The sequence below is a fragment of the Phytohabitans rumicis genome, from assembly GCF_011764445.1.
Classification (GTDB): Bacteria; Actinomycetota; Actinomycetes; order Mycobacteriales; family Micromonosporaceae; genus Phytohabitans; species Phytohabitans rumicis.
The window spans coordinates 3,940,294-3,961,224 of the sequence record NZ_BLPG01000001.1 but is presented as its reverse complement, the minus strand read 5'-3'; the positions used below and the strand labels follow the sequence as shown (position 1 = coordinate 3,961,224).

Below are 20,931 nucleotides of genomic sequence, written 5' to 3'. Positions count from 1 at the left end.
CTGTGTCGGTGGGGTACGTCCGGTGCGGTGGGCGACGTCACCATTGCAGTTCGGTGTACCGTGTCGCCGTCTGGTCCGCGCAACCGCCGGGCGGACGGCGCGTTACGTTGGACATCTGCCTCTCGGTTCTGGTACCCGACTGAGGCAGACCCGAGAGCCAAGGTCAGGAGAGAAGTGCCGAGCAACGCCAGCAGCCGTCTGGTCATCGTCGAGTCACCGGCGAAGGCCAAGACGATCTCGGGCTATCTAGGCCCGGGATACGTCGTGGAGGCAAGCCTGGGCCACGTGCGTGACCTGCCGCGCAACGCCGCCGACGTGCCGGCGTCGCACAAGGGGGAAGCCTGGGCCCGGCTCGGTGTCGACGTCGACAACGGCTTCGCCGCCCTCTACGTCGTCTCACCCGACCGCAGGGATCAGATCCGCAAGCTCCGCTCGCTGGTCAAGGAGGTCGACGAGGTCTTCCTCGCCACCGATGAGGACCGCGAGGGCGAGGCCATCGCCTGGCACCTGGTCGAGACGTTGAAGCCCAAAGTGCCGGTCCGCCGGATGGTCTTCCACGAGATCACCAAGCCGGCCATCCAGGCCGCGATCGCCAGCCCGCGCGACATCGACCGGGACCTGGTCGACGCGCAGGAGGCGCGCCGCATCCTCGACCGCCTTTACGGGTACGAGGTGTCGCCCGTCCTGTGGAAGAAGGTCATGCCGCGGCTGTCGGCGGGCCGGGTCCAGTCGGTCGCCACCCGGATCGTGGTGGAGCGCGAGCGGCAGCGGATGGCGTTCCGCACCGCGGAGTACTGGGACGTGGCCGCCACCCTGGCCGTCCAGGGGCAGGTCGACGGCCCGCGCTCGTTCGGCGCCACGCTGGTCGCCCTCGATGGCGACCGGATCGCCACGGGCAAGGACTTCGAGCCCACGACGGGCAAGGTGAAGCCCGGCGCCGGGGTCGTGCACCTGGACGCTGACGGCGCCCGTGGCCTGGCCGCCCGCCTCGACGGGCGGCCGTTCACTGTGACCCGGGTCGAGGAAAAGCCGTACCGTCGCAAGCCGTATGCGCCGTTCATCACCTCCACGCTGCAGCAGGAGGCGGCCCGCAAGCTGCGTACTTCGTCACAGCAGACGATGCGGATCGCGCAGCGACTGTACGAAAACGGCTATATCACCTATATGCGTACGGACTCGGTCAATCTGTCCGAGACCGCCCTCACCGCGGCGCGCCGCCAGATCGCCGAGCTGTACGGCGAGCGCAACGTCCCGCCGCAGCCCCGCCGCTACACCGGCAAGGTCAAGAACGCCCAGGAGGCGCACGAGGCCATCCGCCCCGCGGGTGACAACTTCCGGACACCCGGCGAGGTGGCCAAGGAGCTGTCGGCCGAGGAGTTCAAGCTCTACGAGCTGATCTGGCGCCGCACGATCGCGTCCCAGATGACCGACGCCGTCGGTTCGTCGGTGTCGGTGCGGATCCGGGCCGTCTCGACCGCCGGCGAAGAGGCCGACTTCGGCGCGACCGGCAAGACCATCACCGACCCGGGCTTCCTGCGGGCGTACGTCGAGTCCTCCGACGACGAGAACGCCGAGGCCGACGACCAGGAGCGGCGCCTGCCCAACCTGGTCAAGGACCAGCCGCTCACCGCCGAGGAGCTGGCCGCCGTCGGGCACACCACCCAGCCGCCGTCGCGCTACACCGAGGCGTCGCTGGTCAAGCAGCTTGAGGAGCTGGGCATCGGGCGCCCGTCGACGTACGCGTCGATCATGGCGACGATCCAGGACCGGGGGTACGTCGTCAAGCGCGGCCAGGCGCTGATCCCGTCGTTCCTGGCGTTCGCGGTCGTGGGGCTGCTGGAGCAGCACTACCCGCGGCTCGTCGACTACAACTTCACCGCCGCGATGGAAAACGAGCTGGACGAGATCGCGTCCGGCGACGCCCAGGCTGTCGACTTCCTGACGTCGTTCTACTTCGGCGCGCCGGTCGGCGACGACGGGTCGATCGCCCGGTCGGGCGGCCTGAAGAAGATGGTTACCGAGAACCTCGGCGACATCGACGCGCGCAGCGTCAACTCGATCCCGCTCTTCCGCGACGACGACGGCCGCGACGTGGTCGTCCGGGTCGGCCGCTACGGGCCGTACCTGCAACGGACGTTGCCCGACGCCGAGCCGTCCGAGAACGGCGACGACCGGGTCTCCATCCCGGAAGGACTGGCGCCCGACGAGCTGACCGCGGAGAAGGTCGACGAGCTCTTCCTCGGCGGCAGCGGCGAGCGCAAGCTGGGCGAGCACCCGGAGACCGGCGAGCCCGTCGTGCTCAAGTCCGGCCGCTACGGCCCGTACGTGTCGACCGGCGACCGTAACGCCTCGCTGCTGCGCTCCCACGCACCCGAAACGTTGACGCTGGAAGAGGCGCTGAGGCTGCTCACGCTGCCCCGACTGGTCGGCGTCGACCCGGCGGGCCAGGAGGTGTTCGCCGCCGCCGGCCGCTACGGCCCGTACGTCAAGAGGGGCGAGGACTTCCGCTCGCTGGAGACCGAGGAGCAGATCTTCACGGTCTCGCTGGACCAGGCGCTCGCCCTGCTGGCCGCGCCGAAGGCCCGCCAGCGACGGGCCTCCGCCGAGCCGCTCCGGGAGTTGGGCGTCGACCCGCTGACCGACAAGCCGATGACGATCAAAAGCGGTCGCTTCGGCCCGTACGTCACGGACGGCGAGACGAACGCGTCCCTGCGCCGCGACCAGACGCCCGAGTCGCTGACCATCGAGCAGGCGTCGGAGATGCTCGCCGACCGCCGCGCCAAGGGCCCCGCCACGCCGCGCAAGAAGGCGGCGGCGAAGAAGGCGGCCCCGGCCGCGGACGGCGCGACCCCGGCCAAGAAGGCGGCGGCGAAGAAGACCACGGCCGCGAAAAAGACGACCGCTGCCAAGAAGGCAACGCCGGCGAAGAAGGCCGCCCCCCGGAAGGCGGCCCCCAAGAAGCCTTGATCGCGCTATGACTGGGTCGGTGCTAGGTCCCAGGCGTCGTCCGGGGTGCGGAGGACCTTCAGGGCGCAGGCGGCGAAGCCGGCCGCGGTCAGCCCCCAGGCCAGGGCGTCGAGCGCCTGCGCCTGGAGCACGACGTACGCGACGAAGTGCAGGGGCTGCGACACGATCAGCGCGACGCTCGCCCACGCCGGGATGATCCGCCACAGCGCGGCGCCCAGCAGGATCATCCCCACGATGTGGCCCACCACGAAGAGCACGATGCTGATCACGGCGGTCGGGTGTGCGTTCATCGCGTCGATGAAGCCGACCATCTCGCCGCGGTCGTACCCGTCCCGGGCGGCCACGAGGGTGAGCAGGTCGCCGGTCGTGAGCGCGGTGCCCAGGTAGGCGACCAGGTTGACGCCGGCCGCGAGCATCGCCAGCACCGGCCGTCGGCGGCGGGCGAGTCGTACGGCGGCGAGCATGGCCGGCACCATCGTGAGCATCATCAGGCTGCCGAGCCACACCACGGCCTCCTGGGCATCGGGGTGGGCGGCCGCCGCCTGGATCGACCCGGCCGTGTCGGAGGCGGAGAACGATGGCCAGATGCCGCGTAGTACGGCCACGGACAGCGGGGCCACGGGGAGCAGGATCGCGGCGATGAGGCGCCGGGTAGGGCGGGCGTCGCGGGTGGTGGTGGTTGGCGCCGGCAGGGTGACGGTGGACATCGAAGGACCTCCAGTGCTCGGTTGACCCGACCACCATCGGCTCCGGGCGTACCCGCCCGGATCGGGTCGGTGCCCCGCCGTGGCGGGAGCTTGCCCGGGTGGGCCGGGAAGAGTTCCCTATCGGACCGGGCACGCGAACCCCGACGATGGGTGGGTGAAGTCGTCCCGCGTCGCGTACGCCCTCTTCGCGTTCGCCATGGCCGAGGCCGTGGTGGCGGTGGGCGGTGCGTTCGTGGCGGGCATGGGCTGGGCCGACGCGGTCGACTCTTACCTGGTCACGAACACCGCGATGGGCGCCACGGTCCCGGTGTGCGGGGTGCTCATCGCCCGGCACCGGCCGGAGAACCCGATCGGCTGGCTGTTCCTCGCGTTCGGGCTCGCCCACCTGACGACGGCGGCGATGGTGCCGGTCGCCTCGTACGGCGCCGACCACGGCTGGCCGGACGCCGCGCTGCGCGTGTGCGTCACCGTTTTCCAGCTCGCCTGGCCGTTCGGGATCGGCATGTGCCTGGCGCTCGCGCTGCAGCTCTTCCCCACCGGCCGGCCGGTGTCACCGCGCTGGCGGCCGCTGGTGTGGCTGACCGTTGCCACGGGTCTGCTCTTCGTGCTCTGGGTGGGCACAGACCCGGCCGCGCTCGCGCTCGCCGGGCGGGAGGTGACGTCGTACCTCGCGTTCGAGCAGCCGGGCTGGCTGGTGCTGGCGAATCCGCTCAACCTCGTCGTCGACCTGCTGGTCGTCGCGGGCCTGGTGGTCCGGTACGTCCGCGGCGACGATCGGACCCGGCGCCAGCTGCTGTGGCTGGTGCTCGCCGTGATCGCCATGATCGTGATCAACTGGCAGCGCTGGGTGCTCAACGACGAGGGCGGCATCCTGCTGTTGCTGGCCGTGCCGCTCATCCCGGCCGCCGTGACCGTGGCGATCCTGCGCTATGAGCTCCTCGACATCCGGCTGGTCGTTTCCCGCACCGTCCTGTACGGACTGCTGACGCTCGGGGTCGTCGGCGCGTACGCGCTGCTGGTGGCCGTGCTCGACCGGGTGCTTCGGGACGCCGGCGCCCCGGTCGTGGCCACCGTGCTGATCGCGCTGGCCTTCAACCCGGCGCGCCAGCGGCTGCAGCGCGTGGTGGACCGGGCGTTCTACGGGGCGCGGGACGACCCCGTACGGGCGGTGTCCGCCGTGGGGGAGCGCCTGGCCGGGGACGACCTGGGTGGCGTGCTCGACGGGGTCAGGGAAGCGCTGCGGCTGCCGTTCGCGGCCCTGCGGACAGGCGCGGGGGAGCTCGCGGCGAGCGGCACCCCGCCGGAGACCGTCCACACCGTCGCGCTGACGTACCGCGGGGAGCGGGTGGGTGACCTGCTCGTCGGCGTACGCGTGGGCGAGCGGCGGCTGAGCGGCGCGGACCGTGCCGTGCTCGACCTGCTGGCGACCCCGCTGGCCGTGGCGCTGCACGCGACCCGCCTCTCCGACGAGCTGCAGGTTTCCCGCGAGCGGCTGGTGACGGCGACCGAGGAGGAGCGGCGGCGGCTGCACCGGGAGCTGCACGACAGCCTCGGGCCGGCGCTGACGGGGGCCGCGTTCAAGGCGGACGCGGCCGGGAACCTGGCGGCCACCGACCCCGCGCGGGCCGCGCAGCTCAGCTCGGAGCTGGGCACGCAGATCCGGGGCGCGATCGACGACGTGCGGCGCCTGGTGTACGGCCTGCGCCCGCCCGCGCTGGACGAACTGGGCCTGGTCGGGGCGGTACGGCGGCAGGCCGAGCAGCTCACCGGCGACGTCGCCATCGCGGTCGATGCCGTCGAGGCGCTACCGCCGCTGCCCGCCGCCGTCGAGGTGGCCGCCTACCGGATCGCCACCGAGGCGCTGACCAATGTGGTCCGTCACTCGCGTGCCCGCCGCGCGGTGGTGTCGCTGCGCGCCGATCGGGCCGCGCTGCGGGTCTCGGTCACCGACGACGGCGCGCCCAACGGCCCATGGCGGCTCGGCGTGGGCCTGCGGTCGATCGCCGAACGCACCGCCGAACTGGGCGGCGCGTGCGAGGCTGGGCCCACGCCGGATGGCGGCCGGGTCGCCGCCGTACTGCCGCTGGGAGTGGGGACATGACCGTACGCGTCGCGGTGGCCGACGACCATCCCGTGGTGCGCGACGGCCTGCGGGCACTCCTCGCCTCGCTGCCCACCATGGAGCTCGTCGGCGAGGCCACCACCGGGCGCGAGGCGGTCCGGTGCGCGGTGGTGCACCGGCCCGACGTACTCGTGATGGATCTGCGCATGCCTGACCTCGACGGCGCGACGGCCACCGCGGAGATCGCGCGGGTGGCCCCGGACGTGGCGGTCCTGGTGCTGACCATGTTCGACGACGACGAGTCGGTCTTCGCGGCGATGCGCGCCGGGGCCCGCGGCTACCTGGTGAAGGGCGCCTCGCAGGAGGAGATCAGGCGGGCGATCAGCGCGGTGGCGGCCGGCGAGGCGATCTTCGGGCCGGGCGTGGCGCGCCGGGTGCTGAGCTTCTTCGCCGCGCCCCCGCGGGCCGCCGCGCCCGCGTTTCCCGAGCTGACCACGCGGGAGCGGGAGGTGCTCGACCTGATCGCCGCCGGCCTGCCCAACGCGGCCATCGCCACCCGGCTCGGCCTGTCGGTCAAGACGATCGGCAACAACACCTCCGCGATCTTCGCGAAGCTGCAGGTCGCCGGGCGCGCCGAGGCCATCATCCGGGCCCGCGACGCGGGCCTCGGCCGCTAGGGGCCGAGCACCCTTTCCGTGTACGCGTTCGCGAAGACCCGGTTGGGGTCCAGCCGATCGCGTACGGCCAGGAAGTCGTCGAAGTGGGGGTACGCGGGACGCAGCGACTCGGCGTCCCGGTAGTGCAGCTTGCCCCAGTGCGGCCGCCCGCCCAGCGCCTGCGCCACCCGCTCGAATTCCCGGAAGTACGGCTCGTACTCGACGCCGATGAACTGGTGGATCGCGATGTACGCCGACTCGCGCTCGTAGCCATGCGACAGCCAGATGTCGTCCGGCCCGGTGAACCGCACCTCCACCGGAAACAGCACCTTGAACGGGAGTGACTCGATGACGCGGCGCAGCCCCGCGAACGCCTCCGGCAGGGCGGCGCGCGGCACGCCGTACTCCATCTCGGTGAAAAGGACCCGGCGCGGACTGACGAAGGCCGCGTCCGACCGGGCCGTGTAGACCCGGGGCGAGAGCACCCGCGCCTCGGTGCGGGAGATCGTGGGCACGAGGGCCGGCGCCGCCCGGCCGAGCCGGCAGAGGCCGCCGAGCACGGTGTTCTGCAGGAAGTCGTCGTCCCACCAGGCCCGCAGCTTCGACAGTGGACGGTCGTCGGTCGCCACGCGGTTGTTGCGCTTGGTGAGCGTCCGGTCGGTGTACGGCAGCCAGAAGAACTCGAAGTGGTCGTTGTCGTCGATGTGCGCGTCGAGGTCGGCGAGGACCTGGTCGAGCGGCAGCGGGCGCTCGTCCGCGCGCAGCACGAACGCGTCGACGCAGCGCAGCGTGACCTCGGTGATGACGCCGAGCGCGCCGAGGCCCACCTGGGCGGCCTTGAAGACGTCGGCGTGCTCCTTGTCGGAGCAGTGGATCACCTCGCCGGTGCCGGTGACGAGCGTCAGTCCGGCCACGAACGAGGACAGGCAGCCGTACGCCGAGCCGGTGCCGTGAGTGCCGGTGGAGATGGCGCCGGCGACCGTCTGCGCGTCGATGTCGCCCAGGTTGGGCATGGCGAGCCCGTGGGCGGCGACGGCCTGGTTGAGCGCGCGCAGGGGCAGACCGGCGGGCACGGTGACAAGCCCCGCTTCGCGGTCCACCGATAGGGTCGAACGCAGGTCCGACAGATCGAGCCGTACGTCGGCCGCGAGGGCGATGTCGGTGAATGAGTGACCGCTACCGACCGGCTTCATTCGCCTCCCGTTCGTGGCGGCATCTTGTACGGCGGCGGCTACCTCGTCAATGCTGGTAGGGCGGGACACCGCGGCCGGTGTTATCTGCTGGTTGCCGGCCCAGTTCCGCCACGCCACCGTCGCCGCCATCCGATACCTCCCACGAATGCGAGTAATATTCATATCAGGCCCGCGCGATCCGTGTTAAGGGCTCGCTCGTTAACTTGAGTAAGGTTCTCACCGTCGAAAGCCGTCGAAAGGAAGTGGCGACGAGTGTCGACATCAACGGTCACCGGACCGCTACGCCGGGTTCCGGTCCAGGGACGCAGCGTGGCGCGCGTCCAACGGATGCTCGACGCCTGCGCCGAGCTCGTCGACGAGGTGGGCTACGAGGGTCTCACCACGACCCTGCTCGCCGAGCGCGCCGAGGTCGCCATCGGCTCGGTCTACCAGTTCTTCCCGGACAAGCGCGCCATCGTGCAGGCGCTCACCCTGCGCAACATGGAGGCGTACCTGGAGCGGCTCGCCACGAGCTGGTCCAGCGGCTCGTTCGCGTACTGGTGGGACGGCGTCGACGCGGCCATCGACGAGTACATCGCGATGCACCGCTCGGTCCCCGGCTTCCGCACCCTGCACTTCGGTGACGTCGTGGACCTGCACCTGCTGGACGAGCACAGCGACAACAACGCGGTGATCGCCGGGAAGGTCGCGCAGGTGCTGGTCGAGCAGTTCGGGGTGGCCGACACGCGCCAGTTCAAGTTCGCCCTGGAGATCGCCGTGGAGGCGGCCGACGCACTCATCAAGCTCGCGTTCCGGCGCGACCCGGACGGCGACGACACCGTGCTGAGCGAGGCCAAGGCCCTGATCCGCGAATACCTCCACCGTCACGTGGACGCCTAGCGGGCTCCGCCCGCTTTGCCGGTGCCGCGGATGCGGCGCCGGCCCGCGGCCCGAGGCCCGCGCGCCGCGTCGATCAAGGACTTCTGCGTCGATCAAGGGCAAACGGCCGTGGATTGGAGATCAAAGCGCGACCGTTTGCCCTTGATCGACGGGCAAGCCCTTGATCGACGCGGCGGACGCGCGAGGCGCGGCGGGCGCGGCCCGGGCGCGCGTGGAGCGCTAGAGGAAGGCGTGGCCCTCGCCGCGGTACGTCGGGACGGTGTCGACTACGCGGTCGCCGTCGACCAGGTGGAGTTCGTTGACGTGTTCGCACAGTTCGCCGGCCTTGGCGTGGCGGAACCAGACCCGGTCGCCGACCCGCAGGACAGCCGCCCCCGGCCCGCGTACGGGGGTTTGCACCTCGCCCGCGCCCTCGGCTCGCACGAGTCGCAGCCCTTCGGGGAGCCACGGGACCGGCTGGCGGTTGTTCACCGATTGGCCGGAGGCGATCCACCCGCCGCCCGAGACGGTGGCGAGACTCGCGGTCGGCCGGCGTACGACCGCGAGCGCGAAGAACGCCGCCGGCGCCGGGTGCCACGACCGGTACTCGTCGAAGAGGGCCGGGCCGTACAGGCCGGAGCCGGCAGTGACCTCGGTCACGGCGGGGTCCGCCACGGTGGCCGCCACGCTGCCCGTACCGCCGCTGTTGAAGAACTCCACGTCGGCGTGTTCGCGTACGGCGGCGAGCGCCTGGCCGCGGCGGCTCAGCAGGTCGAGGTACGACCGGCGTTGCATCGCGCGGATGGCCGCCCCCCGGAGCGCCTGGCGCGGCGGCGCGTCGCCCAGCCCGGCGATCTGCGCGTCGTACGCCATGAGCCCGACCAGGCGAAACCCGCGGCGGCCGGCGATGGTCGCGGCCAGGGCGCCCACGGCGGCCGGCGAGTGCAGCGGCGAGCGGCGCACTCCGATGTGCACGCCGAACGGCCGCCACGATCCGTCGAGTTCCAGGCAGAGGCGGAGCTCGGCGCGGTGGTCGGGCGGGGCCGCGGAGTCGATCAGGTCGAGCTGGGCCGGCGCGTCCACCATCAGGGTGATGGCCGCGGCGAGGTCGGCGTCGGCGGCCAGCTCGCGCAGCGCGCCCCGGTCCGCGGTCGGGTACGCGACCAGCGCGTCCGTGGTCACGCCGGACCGCATCAGCCAGATGGCCTCGGCCAGGGTGAACGACATGACGCCGTGCCAGCCGGGTGTGGCGAGCGCGCGGGTCACCAGCGCCCGGCAGCGCACCGACTTGCTGGCGACGCGTACGGGCTTGCCGGCGGCGCGCCGGACGATCGAGGCCGCGTTCGCGTCGAAGGCGGCGACGTCCACGACCGCGAATGGCGGGTCGAAGTCCGCGGTGGCCTTGTCGAGTCGCTCGCGGAGGGCGTCGCGTTCGGTCGTCACGTGAGCACGCTAACCGCTCCCGGGTTGAATGCGAAACTCCTTCGCGTCCGCGTACTCCCGTGGCGGGACCAGGGAGGTCATACCGCGCGTTTAGAGTGTGATCGGTAAGCCCGCAGGCGGAGGGACAACGGTCATCGACGCGAATCCCCGCGACGAAGGCGCCGACGGACGCAAAGGGACGTCGTCGGCGAGTTCGTCGTCCGCCCAGGTCGATCTGTCCGGCTTCAAGGCGCTCCGATCCGTTCTACGGATCCGGCCGTTTCGCCGGTTGTGGGTCGTCACGGGCGTCGCGTCCCTCGGTGACTGGCTCGGCCTGCTGGCCACCGCCACGTTCGCGTCCGCGCAGGTCAGTGGCGACGCGGCGAAGGGTCTCGCCTTCGGCTCGGTAATCGCCGTACGGCTGCTGCCCGCGCTCATTCTCGGCCCGTTCGCCGGCGTGATGGCCGATCGGTTCGACCGGCGCCTCACGATGGTCATCTGCGACCTGTTGCGTTTCGTGCTCTTCGCCTCGATCCCGATCGTCGCGCTCTTCTCGGAAAATGCGGGAATTACGGTCGGCTGGGCCGCCATCGCCACATTCTTCATCGAGACCGTCACGTTGATGTGGATACCGGCCAAAGAGGCCGCGGTCCCCAACCTCATTCCCAAGTCCCGGCTGGAGATCGCCAACCAGCTCACCCTGATCACCACGTACGGCCTCACGCCGGTCCTCGCCGGTCTCGGCATCGCCGCGCTGGACCGGATCCTGCGCACGGCCAACACGACGCCACCGGAGTGGGCCGAGGCGGCCAACCTGGCGCTCTACTTCAACGCGCTGTCGCGGCTCGCCATGGCCCTGGTCGTGTACTTCGGCATCAAGGAGATCAGCGGCCGGCAAGGCCAGCACAAGGACGTCCAGCAGAGCATGATGCGGCAGTTCCTCGACGGCTGGAAGTACGTCGGGAAGACCCCGCTCGTCCGCGGGCTGGTGCTGGGCATCCTGGGCGCGTTCGCGGGCGGCGGCATCGTCATCGGCACCGCGCAGTTCTTCGCCCGCTCGCTCAACGCCGGTGACGCCGCGTTCTACCTGCTCTTCGGCACGCTCTTCGTCGGGTTGGGCGTCGGTATCGGGCTGGGCCCGACGGTGGTGCGCGACCTGTCCCGGCGGCGCTGGTTCGGCATGAGCATCGTGCTCGCCGGCTCCTCGGTGCTCGTCCTGGCGGCCTCGATCCACCTGACCATGGCGGTCCTCGGTGCGCTGCTGGTCGGCGCCGGCGCCGGGATGGCGTTCCTGTCCGGGGTCACCCTGCTCGGCGGCGAGGTCGGTGACGACGTGCGCGGCCGGGTGTTCGCGTTCGTGCAGACCGCGGTGCGGGTCGTGCTGATGCTGGCCATCGCGCTCTCGTCCAGCCTGGTCGGCCTCGGTGGCTCGCGCGAGCTCAACATCGCCGACCTCGGCATCTCCATCTCCTCGACGCGGCTGCTGCTGCTCGCCGCCGGCCTGTTCGGCATCTTCACCGGGATCAGCGCGTTCCGGCAGATGGACGACAAGCCGGGCGTGCCGGTGCTGCCCGACCTGTGGGGGTCCATCCGCGGCCGGCCGCTGTCGGCGGGCGAGCGGTTCGTCGGGCGGGGCACGTTCGTGGTCTTCGAGGGCGGCGAGGGGGCCGGCAAGTCCACCCAGGTCACCGCGCTCGCCGACGCGTTGCGGGCGCAGGGGCGCGACGTGGTGGTCACCCGGGAGCCGGGCGCCACCGAGGTCGGCAAGCGCATCCGCAGTCTCGTGCTGGGCCACCAGGGCGGCCTCTCGGCGCGCGCCGAGGCGCTGCTCTACGCCGCCGACCGGGCCGACCACGTGGCCTCCGTCGTACGGCCGGCGCTGGCCCGGGGGCGGTGGTCATCAGCGACCGGTACGTCGACTCGTCCCTGGCGTACCAGGGTGCCGGCCGGACCCTCCCGGTCGAGGAGGTCTCCTGGCTGTCGTCGTGGGCGACCGGCGGGCTCAAGCCCGACCTGGTCGTGCTGCTCGACATCACGCCGGACGTCGGGCTGGGCCGGGTGGTCAGCCGCGGCGCGGGCACCGATCGGCTGGAGAGCGAGTCGGTGCCCTTCCACGAGCGGGTGCGGTGGGCCTTCCTCGACCTGGCCGGCGCCGACCCGAAGCGCTACCTGGTGCTCGACGCGACCCGTCCGGCCGACGAGATCACCACCGCCGTGGTGGAGCGGGTGTCCGGGCTGCTGCCGGACACCGACGAGCAGCCCATGGGCGAGTTATCCGAGGTGCGGGCATGACCGACGTCTTCGCCGACCTGGTCGGCCAGGAGGATGCCGTCCATACGCTGCGCCGGGCCGCGGCGGCCGGCGCGGCCGTCCTGGCGGGCGGGCCGGGCGGCGCCGGGATGACCCACGCGTGGATCTTCACGGGCCCGCCGGGCTCGGGCCGGTCGGTCGCCGCCCGCGCGTTCGCGGCGGCCCTCCAGTGCGTGCACGGCACCGGCTGCGGGGAGTGTCCCGGCTGCCACACCACGTCGACGGGCACGCACGCGGACGTGCGCTTCGTCGTGCCGGAAGGGCTGTCGATCGGCGTCGGCGAGATGCGCGCGCTGGTGCTGCGCGCCGCGAGCACCCCGTCCGGCGGGCGCTGGCAGGTGCTGGTGATCGAAGACGCCGACCGGCTCACCGAGGCCGCCGGCAACGCGCTGCTCAAGGCCATCGAAGAGCCGCCGCCGCGCACGGTCTTCCTGCTGTGTACGCCGTCGACGCACCCCGACGACATCTCCGTCACCATCCGGTCGCGCTGCCGCGTCGTACCCCTGGTGCAGCCCAAGGCAGCCGCGGTCGCCGAGGTGCTGGCCGCCCGCGACGGGGTGGCGGCCGACGTGGCCGCATGGGCCGCCGCGGCCGCCCAGGGCCACGTGGGCCGCGCCAAGCGGTTGGCCCGCGACCCGGAGGCGCGCAAGCGGCGCGAGGCCGTCCTCGCCGTTCCCCGCCGGCTGACCGGCGTCGGCGCGTGCTTCGACGCGGCGTCCGCGCTGATCGAGGCGGCCGAGGCGGAGGCGGAGGCCGCGGTGGCCGAGACCGACGCCGCCGAGCGGTCCGCGCTGGAGACCGCGCTGGGCGCCGGGGGCACCGGCCGGGGCGCGGCCGGCGCCATCCGGGGCGCGGCGGGCCAGCTCAAAGACCTCGAACGCCGGCAGAAGTCGCGCGCCACCCGGGCCCAGCGGGACGCGCTCGACCGCGCGCTGGTCGACCTCGCCGGGTTCTACCGCGACGTGCTGACCGTCAAGCTGGACGCCCCGGTCGCGCCGGTGCACACGGACACGGCGCCGCTGGCGAGCGCCGCGGCCGAGAAGTGGACCGCGGAGAGCACGCTGCGCCGGCTGGAATCCATCCTGGAGTGCCGCGACGCCATCGAGGCCAACGTCAAGCCGCGCATCGCGGTGGAAGCCATGATGCTCGCCCTCTGGCGCGGCTGAACGGGACAGCGCGGTGACCACCGCGTCGGTACCGTCGAACGGTGGCGCGGGAGATAGACGAAGCCTGGGTTGAAGAGGCCATCGAGCGGTACCGGCGGATTTCGGCGCTCCAGGACGAGTTCACCAAGGCGCTGAGCGGGCTGTCGGTGACGGTCCAGTCGCCGGATGGGCTCGTCGAGGTCGACGTCGCCGCGTCCGGGGCGATCACCTCCGTCCGGGTCGTCGGGTCGCTCACCGGACGGTCCAATGTAGAGCTTTCCGGCTCGATCCAGGCGGCCGTGACCGCCGCGGCCGACGCGGCCAGCTGGGCCCGCGACAAGCTGCACGCCGAGATGTTCGGCGACTACCGGCCGCTGCGGGAGGTGTGAGGTGGACTCGCTGCGGCAGCTCGCCGCCCGGTTCGACGGCGCGGCCACCACGCTCACCGGCGCCAGCCACCGGCTCGCCGGCCTGGAGCCGCCGAGTCCCGCGTTCGGGGACGGGGCGCCGGGCCGCCTCGGCGAGCTGGGCCGGGTGCTGCACGGGCAGTGGCTCGGCGCGTTCGGCGCGCGGGCCCGCGAGGCCGCCGCGACCGGCGCGCGGCTGTCCGACGCCGCGAGCGCGCTGCGCGCCGTCGCCGCCGAGTACTCCGATGTGGACGAAGCCGCCCGGCGCCGGCCCGAGGAGGCATGATGGACGCGTTGGACCAGCTCGCGGCCGCCTCCGCCGGGCTGCTCGACCGGGTCGACGGCATCCTGACCGAGGCCGGCGCCCCCGCCGACCACCGGATCTGGGCGCTGCTGCGCCGCCTCGGCGCAATGCCCGCGGACGCGGTCGGCACGGTCGTCGCGCTGCGTCCCGCGCCGCTGGCCGCTGCCGGGCCGCCGCTGCGCACGCTCATCCAGGAGTACGACGAAGCGCGCGCCGCCATCGCGGACGGCGGCTCGTGGGAGGGGGCGGGCGCGGAGGTGTTCGCCGTCCATCGCTCCGCTCTGTCCACCCATCTGGGCGGGCTCACCGCGCGGCTGGCGGCGACGCAGGCGTACACGGAGGCGGTCGCCGACTGGGCCACCCAGAGCCGCCGGTCGCTCGCCCGCGAGCTGGCGGCCGTGCTCGGGTCGACGGAGGCGGTCACGGTCACCACCGAGCCGGTCGGTCCGGCCGCGGCGGTGGCCGCCGCGGAGATCGGCGCGCGGCTGCTCGGGGCGGTCGACGCGGCGTACGAGCGGGTCGAGGCCCTGCTGAGCGGTTGGGCGACCGAGCTGGGCGAGCTGTCCTACCAGGCCCCGGACGCCGGCCCGACGCCGTTCGACCTCACCACCAGGATCGGCCACTGACCGGCCGTACACATGCCAACGGCGTCGCGCTCGTAGGAGCTGCGACGCCGTGGGCCCTTTCCTGCACCCCCGCAGGTCTGTGGACACTCCACTCAACGCTCACCGCGGAAGTTTGTCGTGGGGAACTTCCATGATTCATCCGTAAGGGCGATCGTGAATGGACCGAGTGGCCCACACGAATAGCCCGCCGAGAATGAGTAGCAGCCCGCCCACGCCCGCCGCGAGGAGCACGTTCGCGCCGGTCACGGGCAGTCCGCCGGGATCGCCGGCCGGCGGTTGGGGCGCGTTCGGCCGGTCGATGGGCCGGGGCGCCAACACCATGGCGTCGAGCATGCCGATGGCGAGGTCCACGACGGCCTGCTCACCGTCGCCGTCGGTCGGCCGGGTGACTACCTGTACGCGTAGCGTGGTCGCCTCGGCGCGTACCTCGTCGTCGCGGACCGTCGTATCGACCTCGCCCACGGTCAGCCGGACCAGCGACCCCGCCCCGCCGACCTTGGGCAGCGCCCCGGTGAGCGGTCCGGCCGGGAGTGGCAGGCCGGGCAGGGCCAGCGGGCCGGCCTCCGCCGTCGCGGTCGCGCCGCGCAGCCGTTCCGGCTCCAGGACACCGAGGAGGTCGGCGAGCCCGCCCAGCGGTACGTCGACCGTCTGGCCGGGCGTGTCCAGCCGGCGCTTGCCGATGCCCGGCCTCCAGACCTGCAGGATCGGCGCGGAGTAGGTGACCTTCCTGGCCACGGTCAGCGTCGCCGACCGCAGCACCTTCACGGTGATCTCGCCCGGCGTGCCGGCCAGGATCCGCACCTCGGTGAGCCCGGCCGACGCGGTGGCCTCCGGACCGTTGGTGGCGGTGTGCGTTCGCAGGTTCTCCGGCAGCCGTACCAGGGCGGTGCCGGCCGGGCCCGGCAACACCGAGGCGTCGGCGAGCGCCGCGCTTGTCCGGGTCGCGCCGCAGGTGGCGTGCGCGGACAGGTCACCGGTACCGACCGACGCCACCCCGAGATGCTTGTGCACGGCGCGGGCGGTGACCGGTTTCGTGTTGCGTGGTGGCGCGGCCTGGTAGACCGACGCCGATAACGGGCCCGCCGGCAGCGGCACGCCCAGCACCTTGGCGTCCAGGTAGCGGGCGGCCGCGGCGGCGTTGATCGGGCTCTGCTGGCCGGCGCTCGCTCCGCTCGCGCGGGCTCCTGGGCCTTGGAGGCGTCGCCTTCCCTCGTCGCTTCCCTCGTCGCTTCGCTCCTCAGTCCAGACGACGCCGGCCCAGGAGCCGGGCACCACGGCCGACCGGGTGGAGCCGATCCGTACGTCGGCGACCGGCCCCACCGGTACGCCCAGCGGGTGCAGGTCCAGCAGGGCGAGCCGGACGAGTTCGGCGCCGGCGCCGGCGGCGTACCCGATGGGGTTTGTGCAGGGCTCGACCGCGACGGCGGGTGCGGGTCCGGCGGTGAGCACGCCGGCGATCGCGGCGGCGGCGATCCTGAATAGCGGCATGGCGGGCCCAACGAGAGGCTTGGGGGCCGGTTGTGGCGTACGGATAAGTCCCATTCGTACGGACAAGGCGAATTGGGCCTTCAGGCTGACCGGCACTGCGCCGTAGGGTGGGTGCCATGGGGATGCTCTGCGCGGTGAGCTTCAACCGGTACGGCCGGCTCTACTACCTCGATCCCGGTGAGCTGCGGCCCGAGGTTGGCGACCGGGTGCTCGTGCCGACCGACGACGGCACCGAGGTCGCCGAGTGCGTGTGGGCACCGCAGTGGGTCAGCGAGGACACCGACGGCTTTCCCAAGCTGGCCGGCATCGCCACCGATCGCGACCTGCGCCGGGACGAGACGCAGCGCAAGCGCAAGGCCGAGGCGAAGGTGGCCGCCAAGAAGCTCATCCGCGAGCACGGCCTGCCGATGAAGGTGGTCGCGGTCGACCACGTACAAGAGGCCGGCGCGGGGACCAACGGCGCGCGCACGACGATCTACTTCACCGCGCCGCACCGGGTGGACTTCCGATCCCTGGTACGCGACCTCGGGGCCACCCTGCGCTGCCGGGTCGAGCTGCGCCAGCTGTCCGCCCGCGACTCCGCCCGGGTGCAGGGTGGCATCGGTTCGTGCGGGCGTGACCTGTGCTGCGCGACGTTCCTGACGGACTTCGAGCCGGTGACCATCCGGATGGCCAAGGACCAGGATCTCCCGCTCAACCCGCTGCGCATCTCGGGCGCGTGCGGGCGGCTAATGTGCTGTTTGAAGTATGAGCACCCTTTGTACCAAAAATTCCAGGCGTCCGCGCCCGCGGTCGGCACGCGGGTGTCCACGGCGGAGGGTGAGGGCCGCGTGGTCGGCCACAGCGTGCCCCGCGACTCCGTCGTCGTACGGATGGACGCCGACGGGTCGCGGTGCATGTGCAGCCGGGCCTCGGTGTGCGGGCCGCGCAAGGCCCACGACGAGGCGTACGGCGCTTAGCCGGCTTTAGCGGATCTCGATCGGATCCTCGGCGAGGTGGGGGCGTAGCGGCTGCATCGGCTCCACCCAGGGCGCGCCGGGGGCGCCATCCGGGTTGGCCCGCCAGTCGTGGCAGACCCGGTCCACCGCGACCGGGTACAGCGTGAGCGTGCCGTCCGCCGTGATGTGGATGCGCAGGAAGCTCTTCGCGTCCTCGATGCCCTGACCGGCGAAGAGCTCGTTGACGTTGACCCCCATCGAGCCGGCCACGAACAGGTACGCCGCGATGAGCTGGCAGGCGACGAAGCCCGACACCGGGCCGTACAGCACCGCGGCGGCCACCGCCGGCCACGGCCACTCCCAGTCCACGAACGGCAGCTGCAGCCACGCCCAAGTGCCGGCAACGCCCAGCCCGATGTGCGCCAAGCCGTGGGTCACGCCGAGGATCCAGTGCTTGGCGTGCCGCTTGGCACCCGCGCTCGGCGGCTTCGCGAAGAGCACCGCGCCGACCATGATGAACAGCAACATGATCACGAGCGGGATGCTGAAGAGGCGCTGCTCCGTCGCGTCGCTGGTGCGGTGCGCCACCCCGGTCATCGCGAGCATCAGCAGCGTGTGGACGATGCCGAGCATGGTCGCGAACCCGGGGTTGCGGCGCGGCAGGCGACCGAAGATGCCCCGCCCGAACCGGCGGGACTGCTCCGGCTCTGGGTAGCACCCCGCCAACTCGTACGGCTGGCTGCGGCTGGCCCGCCGGGCAAGCGTGTCCGGCGGCGGCACGTTGATCCCGGTGGGCAGCTTGTGCGTCGGGAAGAGGTACGCCCCGCCCCCGCCGCACGTGACGAGCTGCCGCTCGTCGCTCGCGTACCGGGCGTAGTGATGCAGGTCACCCGAGACCATCAGGGGCACCCGGGCACCCGTCGGGGCGATCACCGTGCGGACGAAGTAGTCGACCCCGTCGTACTCGTCGGGGTCCTCGACGGCCTTGACCCACGTCGGCGCCGGCACCACCAGGATCACCTTGTGCTCCGGGCCCAGCCGGCGGGCCGCTTCCTCGAAGTAGATCAGCTGCGGGTCGTCGAGATAGGACCCGGACTGCTGGTCGATGCCGAAGAGCCACCACTTGCCCGGCAGCTCGGTGGCGAAGTAGGACCGGTTCTGCTCGGTGCGCCAGCCGCCGATCGAGCCGTCCTTGCGCCGGGCGAACAGGCGCAGGAACGCGGTCAGCCCGTCGTACCAGTCGTGGTTGCCGGCGATCGCGAAGAGCGTCGGCTGCGGGCCCGCCGCCGGCGAGCTGGGCAGCGCCGCCTGGTAGGGACCCTTGCAGCGGTCTTCGTAGGCCATCCCACTCGCCGTCGGATAGACCTGGTCGCCACCCATGACCAGGACCTGGCCGCGGGGCAGTCGCCGCCCGTCGAGGTCCAGCTCCGGCTGCGCCAGCAGGTACGCCATCGAGTACGTCGCGTCGAAGCCGTCCCCGAGGTCGGCCACGTAGTCCAGCCACAGCTCCCCATCGACGCCCGGCTGCTTGTAGATCTTGCCGGGCAGGGCGCTCTGCAGCTCGCGCTTGTCCAGGTACGCGCCGAACAGCAGGGCGAGCAGCGTACGGAGCCCGGTGCTGAGCAGCAGCAGCGGCGCCAGCCACGGCACCGGCCCCCGCGGGGTGAAGCCGAGCTCAAGGGGATCGAGACTGCGTGGACGGGTGGGATGGCCGGGGGTGTCTTCGGTCACGAATCGGGACACTAGTCGCGCCTGGTGGCGATGCGCTGCCCCCGGCGGCGTGCCGTACACTTGACCACCGTTGCCGCCTTAGCTCAGTCGGCAGAGCGGTTCACTCGTAATGAACAGGTCAACGGTTCGATTCCGTTAGGCGGCTCGGCAACGAATGGGGGTCCAGGTCGTCAGCGCGACCTGGGCCCCCTTTCGTGCGTTACGTTTGGTGCAAAGCGCTCCGGGTACTTGGAGAGTCGCCATGCAGACTCGACTCAAGATCTCTGGCCATCCCGTCCACCCGCTGATGATGACGCTGCCTCTCGGACTCTTCGTGTGCGCGGTGCTCTTCGACCTGGGCGGCGTCGCCGGCAGCCTCGACTTTCTGGGGCAAGTCGGGTATTGGACACTCGTCGCCGGGCTCTTCGCGGCGATGCTCGCCGTGGGCGCCGGCATGATCGATCTGTGGGACGTGCCCGGGGGCGCGGGCAAGCGGCGCGCGGTGGCGTACCAGTTCGCCAACCTCGGGATGGTCGCGCTCTTCGCGATCGCCTGCCTAGGGCGGGTGGATGCGCAGACCCACCCGCCCACGACCGGCCTCTTCCTCGTGGAGCTGCTGGCGCTGGCGGCGGGCGGCTTCGGCGCCTGGCTCGGCGCCACGATGGTGCGCCAGTTCCGCATCGGCGCCGAACCCGACGTGGAGTCCACCACCAGGTTCTTCCCCGCAGACGCCCGCCGTCCCCGTCCGCGCCCTGCCCCGGATGCCTAGGGCACCCTAGATCCGGGCCTGCTGGCGGGCCCGCACAGCGCCGGCCGCAACCAGCGCCACCATGCCGGCCAGGTAGCTCCAGAAGCTGGCGTTGATGAGCTCGTCCGTGCGGACCCAGCTGGGCCAGAGGTAGAAGTTCAGCGGGACGAGGACTAGCGGCAGGACCAGGGCGGCGCCGGCGAGCGTGCCCCGGGCGTCGACCGCCACCCACACCAGGAATCCCGCCATCACCGCGAACGTCGCCCACGGTTGCAGCCCGGTCGTCACCGCGTACGCCGTGGGCAGGAGCACCACGGCCGCCGGGACGGCGAGCAACCACGCCAGGGGGCGCCCCGCGGCGGCCACCTTCCACCGCAGGAGCGGCACCGTCAGCAGCGCGGCGACCGGCAGCGACCACGCTTCGGGGAGGATCAGCGACATGGGCAGCCCGTCCACGATCCAGCTCGGTGACCACCGGTTCACCGTGTACGTGAACTCGCCGGCTACGAAGTCGACATCGGTGTTGTAGCTGAGGATCTCGACGCCCAGCACGACGAATGTGGCGCCCGCGGTGGCCAGCAGACCCCACGCGTACCGCCCGCGCGCGACAGCTAGCAGCGCCGCCACGGCGAGCAGCAGCGCCAGCGGTTTGCCCAGGTTGCCGATGAAGCCCAGTTCGCCGTCTGCGATGGTGTCCGTCACGACCGCGCCGGCCCGAGCCAGGGCTGCCGCGGTGGCGTACGTCAGCAGCAGCAGGACGGCCAGCCGCAGTGCGCCGAGCCACGTCTGGGCCTGCGACCGGCGGCGGTTGCCGCCGGCCCGGACCTGCAGGCCGCGCACGATCAGGGCCACCGCCTCGCGGGCGGTCGGGCGCCGCTGGTCGGGGCCGGCGGCCTCCATCAGCGTGCCGATCATCTCGGCGCCGCGCTCGCTCCGGTAGTCGGCCGGGTACGCCCGCAGCAGCCGCCGGTAGCGCGCCTCCAACGCGTGGCTCATGCCGGCCTCACCGCCCGCACGCGGCTCACCGGGCGCTCCGTCACGACGCGCGCGGCCTGCGCCATCCGGTCAGCCTCCGCGCGGAGCGCGGCGACGCCCTCGACGGTCAGCTCGTAGTAGCGCCGGGCCCGCCCGTTCACGATCTCCTCGTCAACGACCCGGATGAGCCCTTCGGCGGCCAGCCGGTCGAGCGCCGCGTACAGGGTGCCGGCGGCCATGCGTACGCGGCCGCCGGAGAGCCCTTCGGCGCGCTTGATGATGGCGTACCCATGCAGGGCACCGTCCATCAGCGCCGCGAGCGTGAAGTAGGTGGGTTCGCGGATAGTCATGCCGGAAGGATATTAAGTTGATCTAGCTATCGCAAGGCTCACTCGAGGCTCGGTGCCAAGACCTG

The 20,931-nt window shown here is 72.3% G+C and carries 17 protein-coding genes, 1 tRNA gene and 1 pseudogene; 12 read left to right on the top strand and 7 right to left on the bottom strand.

Annotated features, from left to right (window positions below; all coding sequences use genetic code 11):
• The first annotated feature begins 174 nt into the window (after window positions 1-174).
• Window positions 175-2,967: a type I DNA topoisomerase gene (gene topA / locus Prum_RS17465; protein WP_173077511.1), complete on the top strand. Its 2,793-nt coding sequence runs from the start codon at window positions 175-177 to the stop codon at window positions 2,965-2,967.
• Between the two features lie 5 nt (window positions 2,968-2,972).
• On the opposite strand, the gene Prum_RS17460 is transcribed toward topA, so the two are convergent.
• Entirely contained in the window at window positions 2,973-3,674 is a 702-nt protein-coding gene (locus Prum_RS17460) for a hypothetical protein (protein WP_173077510.1), read from the bottom strand.
• 154 nt (window positions 3,675-3,828) lie between these two features.
• Here Prum_RS17460 and Prum_RS17455 point away from each other — a divergent pair, with 154 nt between their 5' ends.
• Together Prum_RS17455 and Prum_RS17450 are read left to right on the top strand one after the other, a co-directional pair.
• Complete coding sequence (locus Prum_RS17455; RefSeq protein WP_218577273.1) at window positions 3,829-5,775, top strand: sensor histidine kinase; 1,947 nt, start codon at window positions 3,829-3,831, stop codon at window positions 5,773-5,775.
• Window positions 5,772-6,413 (top strand): response regulator transcription factor, encoded by a 642-nt coding sequence (locus tag Prum_RS17450; RefSeq protein WP_173077509.1) that lies wholly within the window; start codon window positions 5,772-5,774, stop codon window positions 6,411-6,413. Before Prum_RS17455 ends, Prum_RS17450 begins: the two co-directional genes overlap by 4 nt.
• On the opposite strand, the gene Prum_RS17445 is transcribed toward Prum_RS17450, so the two are convergent.
• The gene (locus tag Prum_RS17445) at window positions 6,410-7,714 is read right to left on the bottom strand and encodes a D-arabinono-1,4-lactone oxidase (protein ID WP_173077508.1); all 1,305 of its coding nucleotides are present in this window, start codon (window positions 7,712-7,714) and stop codon (window positions 6,410-6,412) included. The two genes, Prum_RS17450 and Prum_RS17445, sit on opposite strands and share 4 nt — an antisense overlap.
• Before the next feature lie 198 nt (window positions 7,715-7,912).
• On the opposite strand from Prum_RS17445, the gene Prum_RS17440 reads away from it, so the two are divergent.
• The gene (locus Prum_RS17440; protein WP_371871376.1) at window positions 7,913-8,464 is read left to right on the top strand and encodes a TetR/AcrR family transcriptional regulator; all 552 of its coding nucleotides are present in this window, start codon (window positions 7,913-7,915) and stop codon (window positions 8,462-8,464) included.
• Window positions 8,465-8,683: 219 nt separating this feature from the next.
• Here Prum_RS17440 and Prum_RS17435 read toward each other — a convergent pair whose 3' ends face one another.
• Window positions 8,684-9,886 (bottom strand): amino acid deaminase/aldolase, encoded by a 1,203-nt coding sequence (locus Prum_RS17435; protein ID WP_173077506.1) that lies wholly within the window; start codon window positions 9,884-9,886, stop codon window positions 8,684-8,686.
• Between the two features lie 268 nt (window positions 9,887-10,154).
• On the opposite strand from Prum_RS17435, the pseudogene tmk reads away from it, so the two are divergent.
• The 5 genes and pseudogenes from tmk to Prum_RS17410 form a co-directional block, all read left to right on the top strand.
• A pseudogene (gene tmk / locus Prum_RS17430) lies at window positions 10,155-12,106 on the top strand (dTMP kinase); the annotation flags it as partial.
• 47 nt (window positions 12,107-12,153) lie between these two features.
• The gene (locus Prum_RS17425; protein WP_173077505.1) at window positions 12,154-13,341 is read left to right on the top strand and encodes a DNA polymerase III subunit delta'; all 1,188 of its coding nucleotides are present in this window, start codon (window positions 12,154-12,156) and stop codon (window positions 13,339-13,341) included.
• 41 nt (window positions 13,342-13,382) lie between these two features.
• On the top strand, window positions 13,383-13,709 hold the full coding sequence (locus tag Prum_RS17420) for a YbaB/EbfC family nucleoid-associated protein (protein ID WP_173077504.1): 327 nt from the start codon (window positions 13,383-13,385) through the stop codon (window positions 13,707-13,709).
• 1 nt (window position 13,710) lies between these two features.
• Window positions 13,711-14,013, top strand: a complete 303-nt coding sequence (locus tag Prum_RS17415) for a hypothetical protein (protein ID WP_173077503.1) — start codon at window positions 13,711-13,713, stop codon at window positions 14,011-14,013.
• Window positions 14,013-14,657 carry a hypothetical protein gene (locus tag Prum_RS17410; RefSeq protein WP_173077502.1) on the top strand — a complete coding sequence of 215 codons (645 nt, stop codon included), beginning with the start codon at window positions 14,013-14,015 and terminating at the stop codon, window positions 14,655-14,657. Before Prum_RS17415 ends, Prum_RS17410 begins: the two co-directional genes overlap by 1 nt.
• A gap of 135 nt (window positions 14,658-14,792) precedes the next feature.
• Here Prum_RS17410 and Prum_RS17405 read toward each other — a convergent pair whose 3' ends face one another.
• Window positions 14,793-16,145: a hypothetical protein gene (locus Prum_RS17405; protein WP_173077501.1), complete on the bottom strand. Its 1,353-nt coding sequence runs from the start codon at window positions 16,143-16,145 to the stop codon at window positions 14,793-14,795.
• Window positions 16,146-16,261: 116 nt separating this feature from the next.
• Here Prum_RS17405 and Prum_RS17400 point away from each other — a divergent pair, with 116 nt between their 5' ends.
• A complete protein-coding gene (locus Prum_RS17400; RefSeq protein WP_173077500.1) occupies window positions 16,262-17,104 on the top strand; it encodes a PSP1 domain-containing protein in 843 nt (280 codons plus the stop codon).
• 6 nt (window positions 17,105-17,110) lie between these two features.
• Here Prum_RS17400 and Prum_RS17395 read toward each other — a convergent pair whose 3' ends face one another.
• The gene (locus Prum_RS17395) at window positions 17,111-18,874 is read right to left on the bottom strand and encodes a metallophosphoesterase (RefSeq protein WP_371871239.1); all 1,764 of its coding nucleotides are present in this window, start codon (window positions 18,872-18,874) and stop codon (window positions 17,111-17,113) included.
• Between the two features lie 12 nt (window positions 18,875-18,886).
• On the opposite strand from Prum_RS17395, the gene Prum_RS17390 reads away from it, so the two are divergent.
• Both Prum_RS17390 and Prum_RS17385 read left to right on the top strand, forming a co-directional pair.
• A tRNA-Thr gene (locus tag Prum_RS17390) sits at window positions 18,887-18,959 on the top strand.
• 96 nt (window positions 18,960-19,055) lie between these two features.
• Window positions 19,056-19,562 (top strand): DUF2231 domain-containing protein, encoded by a 507-nt coding sequence (locus Prum_RS17385; protein ID WP_218577272.1) that lies wholly within the window; start codon window positions 19,056-19,058, stop codon window positions 19,560-19,562.
• A 6-nt stretch (window positions 19,563-19,568) separates the two neighbouring features.
• On the opposite strand, the gene Prum_RS17380 is transcribed toward Prum_RS17385, so the two are convergent.
• The gene (locus Prum_RS17380) at window positions 19,569-20,537 is read right to left on the bottom strand and encodes a hypothetical protein (protein ID WP_173077497.1); all 969 of its coding nucleotides are present in this window, start codon (window positions 20,535-20,537) and stop codon (window positions 19,569-19,571) included.
• Window positions 20,534-20,866, bottom strand: a complete 333-nt coding sequence (locus Prum_RS17375) for a PadR family transcriptional regulator (RefSeq protein ID WP_173077496.1) — start codon at window positions 20,864-20,866, stop codon at window positions 20,534-20,536. Before Prum_RS17375 ends, Prum_RS17380 begins: the two co-directional genes overlap by 4 nt.
• Window positions 20,867-20,931: the final 65 nt, after the last annotated feature.

Excerpts from the sequence above, each read along its gene's own strand:
- Prum_RS17460 (WP_173077510.1), bottom strand. The coding sequence starts at position 3,674 with ATGTCCACCGTCACCCTGCCGGCGCCAACCACCACCACCCGCGACGCC.
- Prum_RS17450 (WP_173077509.1), top strand. The coding sequence starts at position 5,772 with ATGACCGTACGCGTCGCGGTGGCCGACGACCATCCCGTGGTGCGCGAC.
- Prum_RS17445 (WP_173077508.1), bottom strand. The coding sequence starts at position 7,714 with ATGGCGGCGACGGTGGCGTGGCGGAACTGGGCCGGCAACCAGCAGATA.
- Prum_RS17440 (WP_371871376.1), top strand. The coding sequence starts at position 7,913 with ATGCTCGACGCCTGCGCCGAGCTCGTCGACGAGGTGGGCTACGAGGGT.
- Prum_RS17425 (WP_173077505.1), top strand. The coding sequence starts at position 12,154 with ATGACCGACGTCTTCGCCGACCTGGTCGGCCAGGAGGATGCCGTCCAT.
- Prum_RS17410 (WP_173077502.1), top strand. The coding sequence starts at position 14,013 with ATGGACGCGTTGGACCAGCTCGCGGCCGCCTCCGCCGGGCTGCTCGAC.
- Prum_RS17405 (WP_173077501.1), bottom strand. The coding sequence starts at position 16,145 with ATGCCGCTATTCAGGATCGCCGCCGCCGCGATCGCCGGCGTGCTCACC.
- Prum_RS17400 (WP_173077500.1), top strand. The coding sequence starts at position 16,262 with ATGGGGATGCTCTGCGCGGTGAGCTTCAACCGGTACGGCCGGCTCTAC.
- Prum_RS17385 (WP_218577272.1), top strand. The coding sequence starts at position 19,056 with ATGCAGACTCGACTCAAGATCTCTGGCCATCCCGTCCACCCGCTGATG.
- Prum_RS17380 (WP_173077497.1), bottom strand. The coding sequence starts at position 20,537 with ATGAGCCACGCGTTGGAGGCGCGCTACCGGCGGCTGCTGCGGGCGTAC.
- Prum_RS17375 (WP_173077496.1), bottom strand. The coding sequence starts at position 20,866 with ATGACTATCCGCGAACCCACCTACTTCACGCTCGCGGCGCTGATGGAC.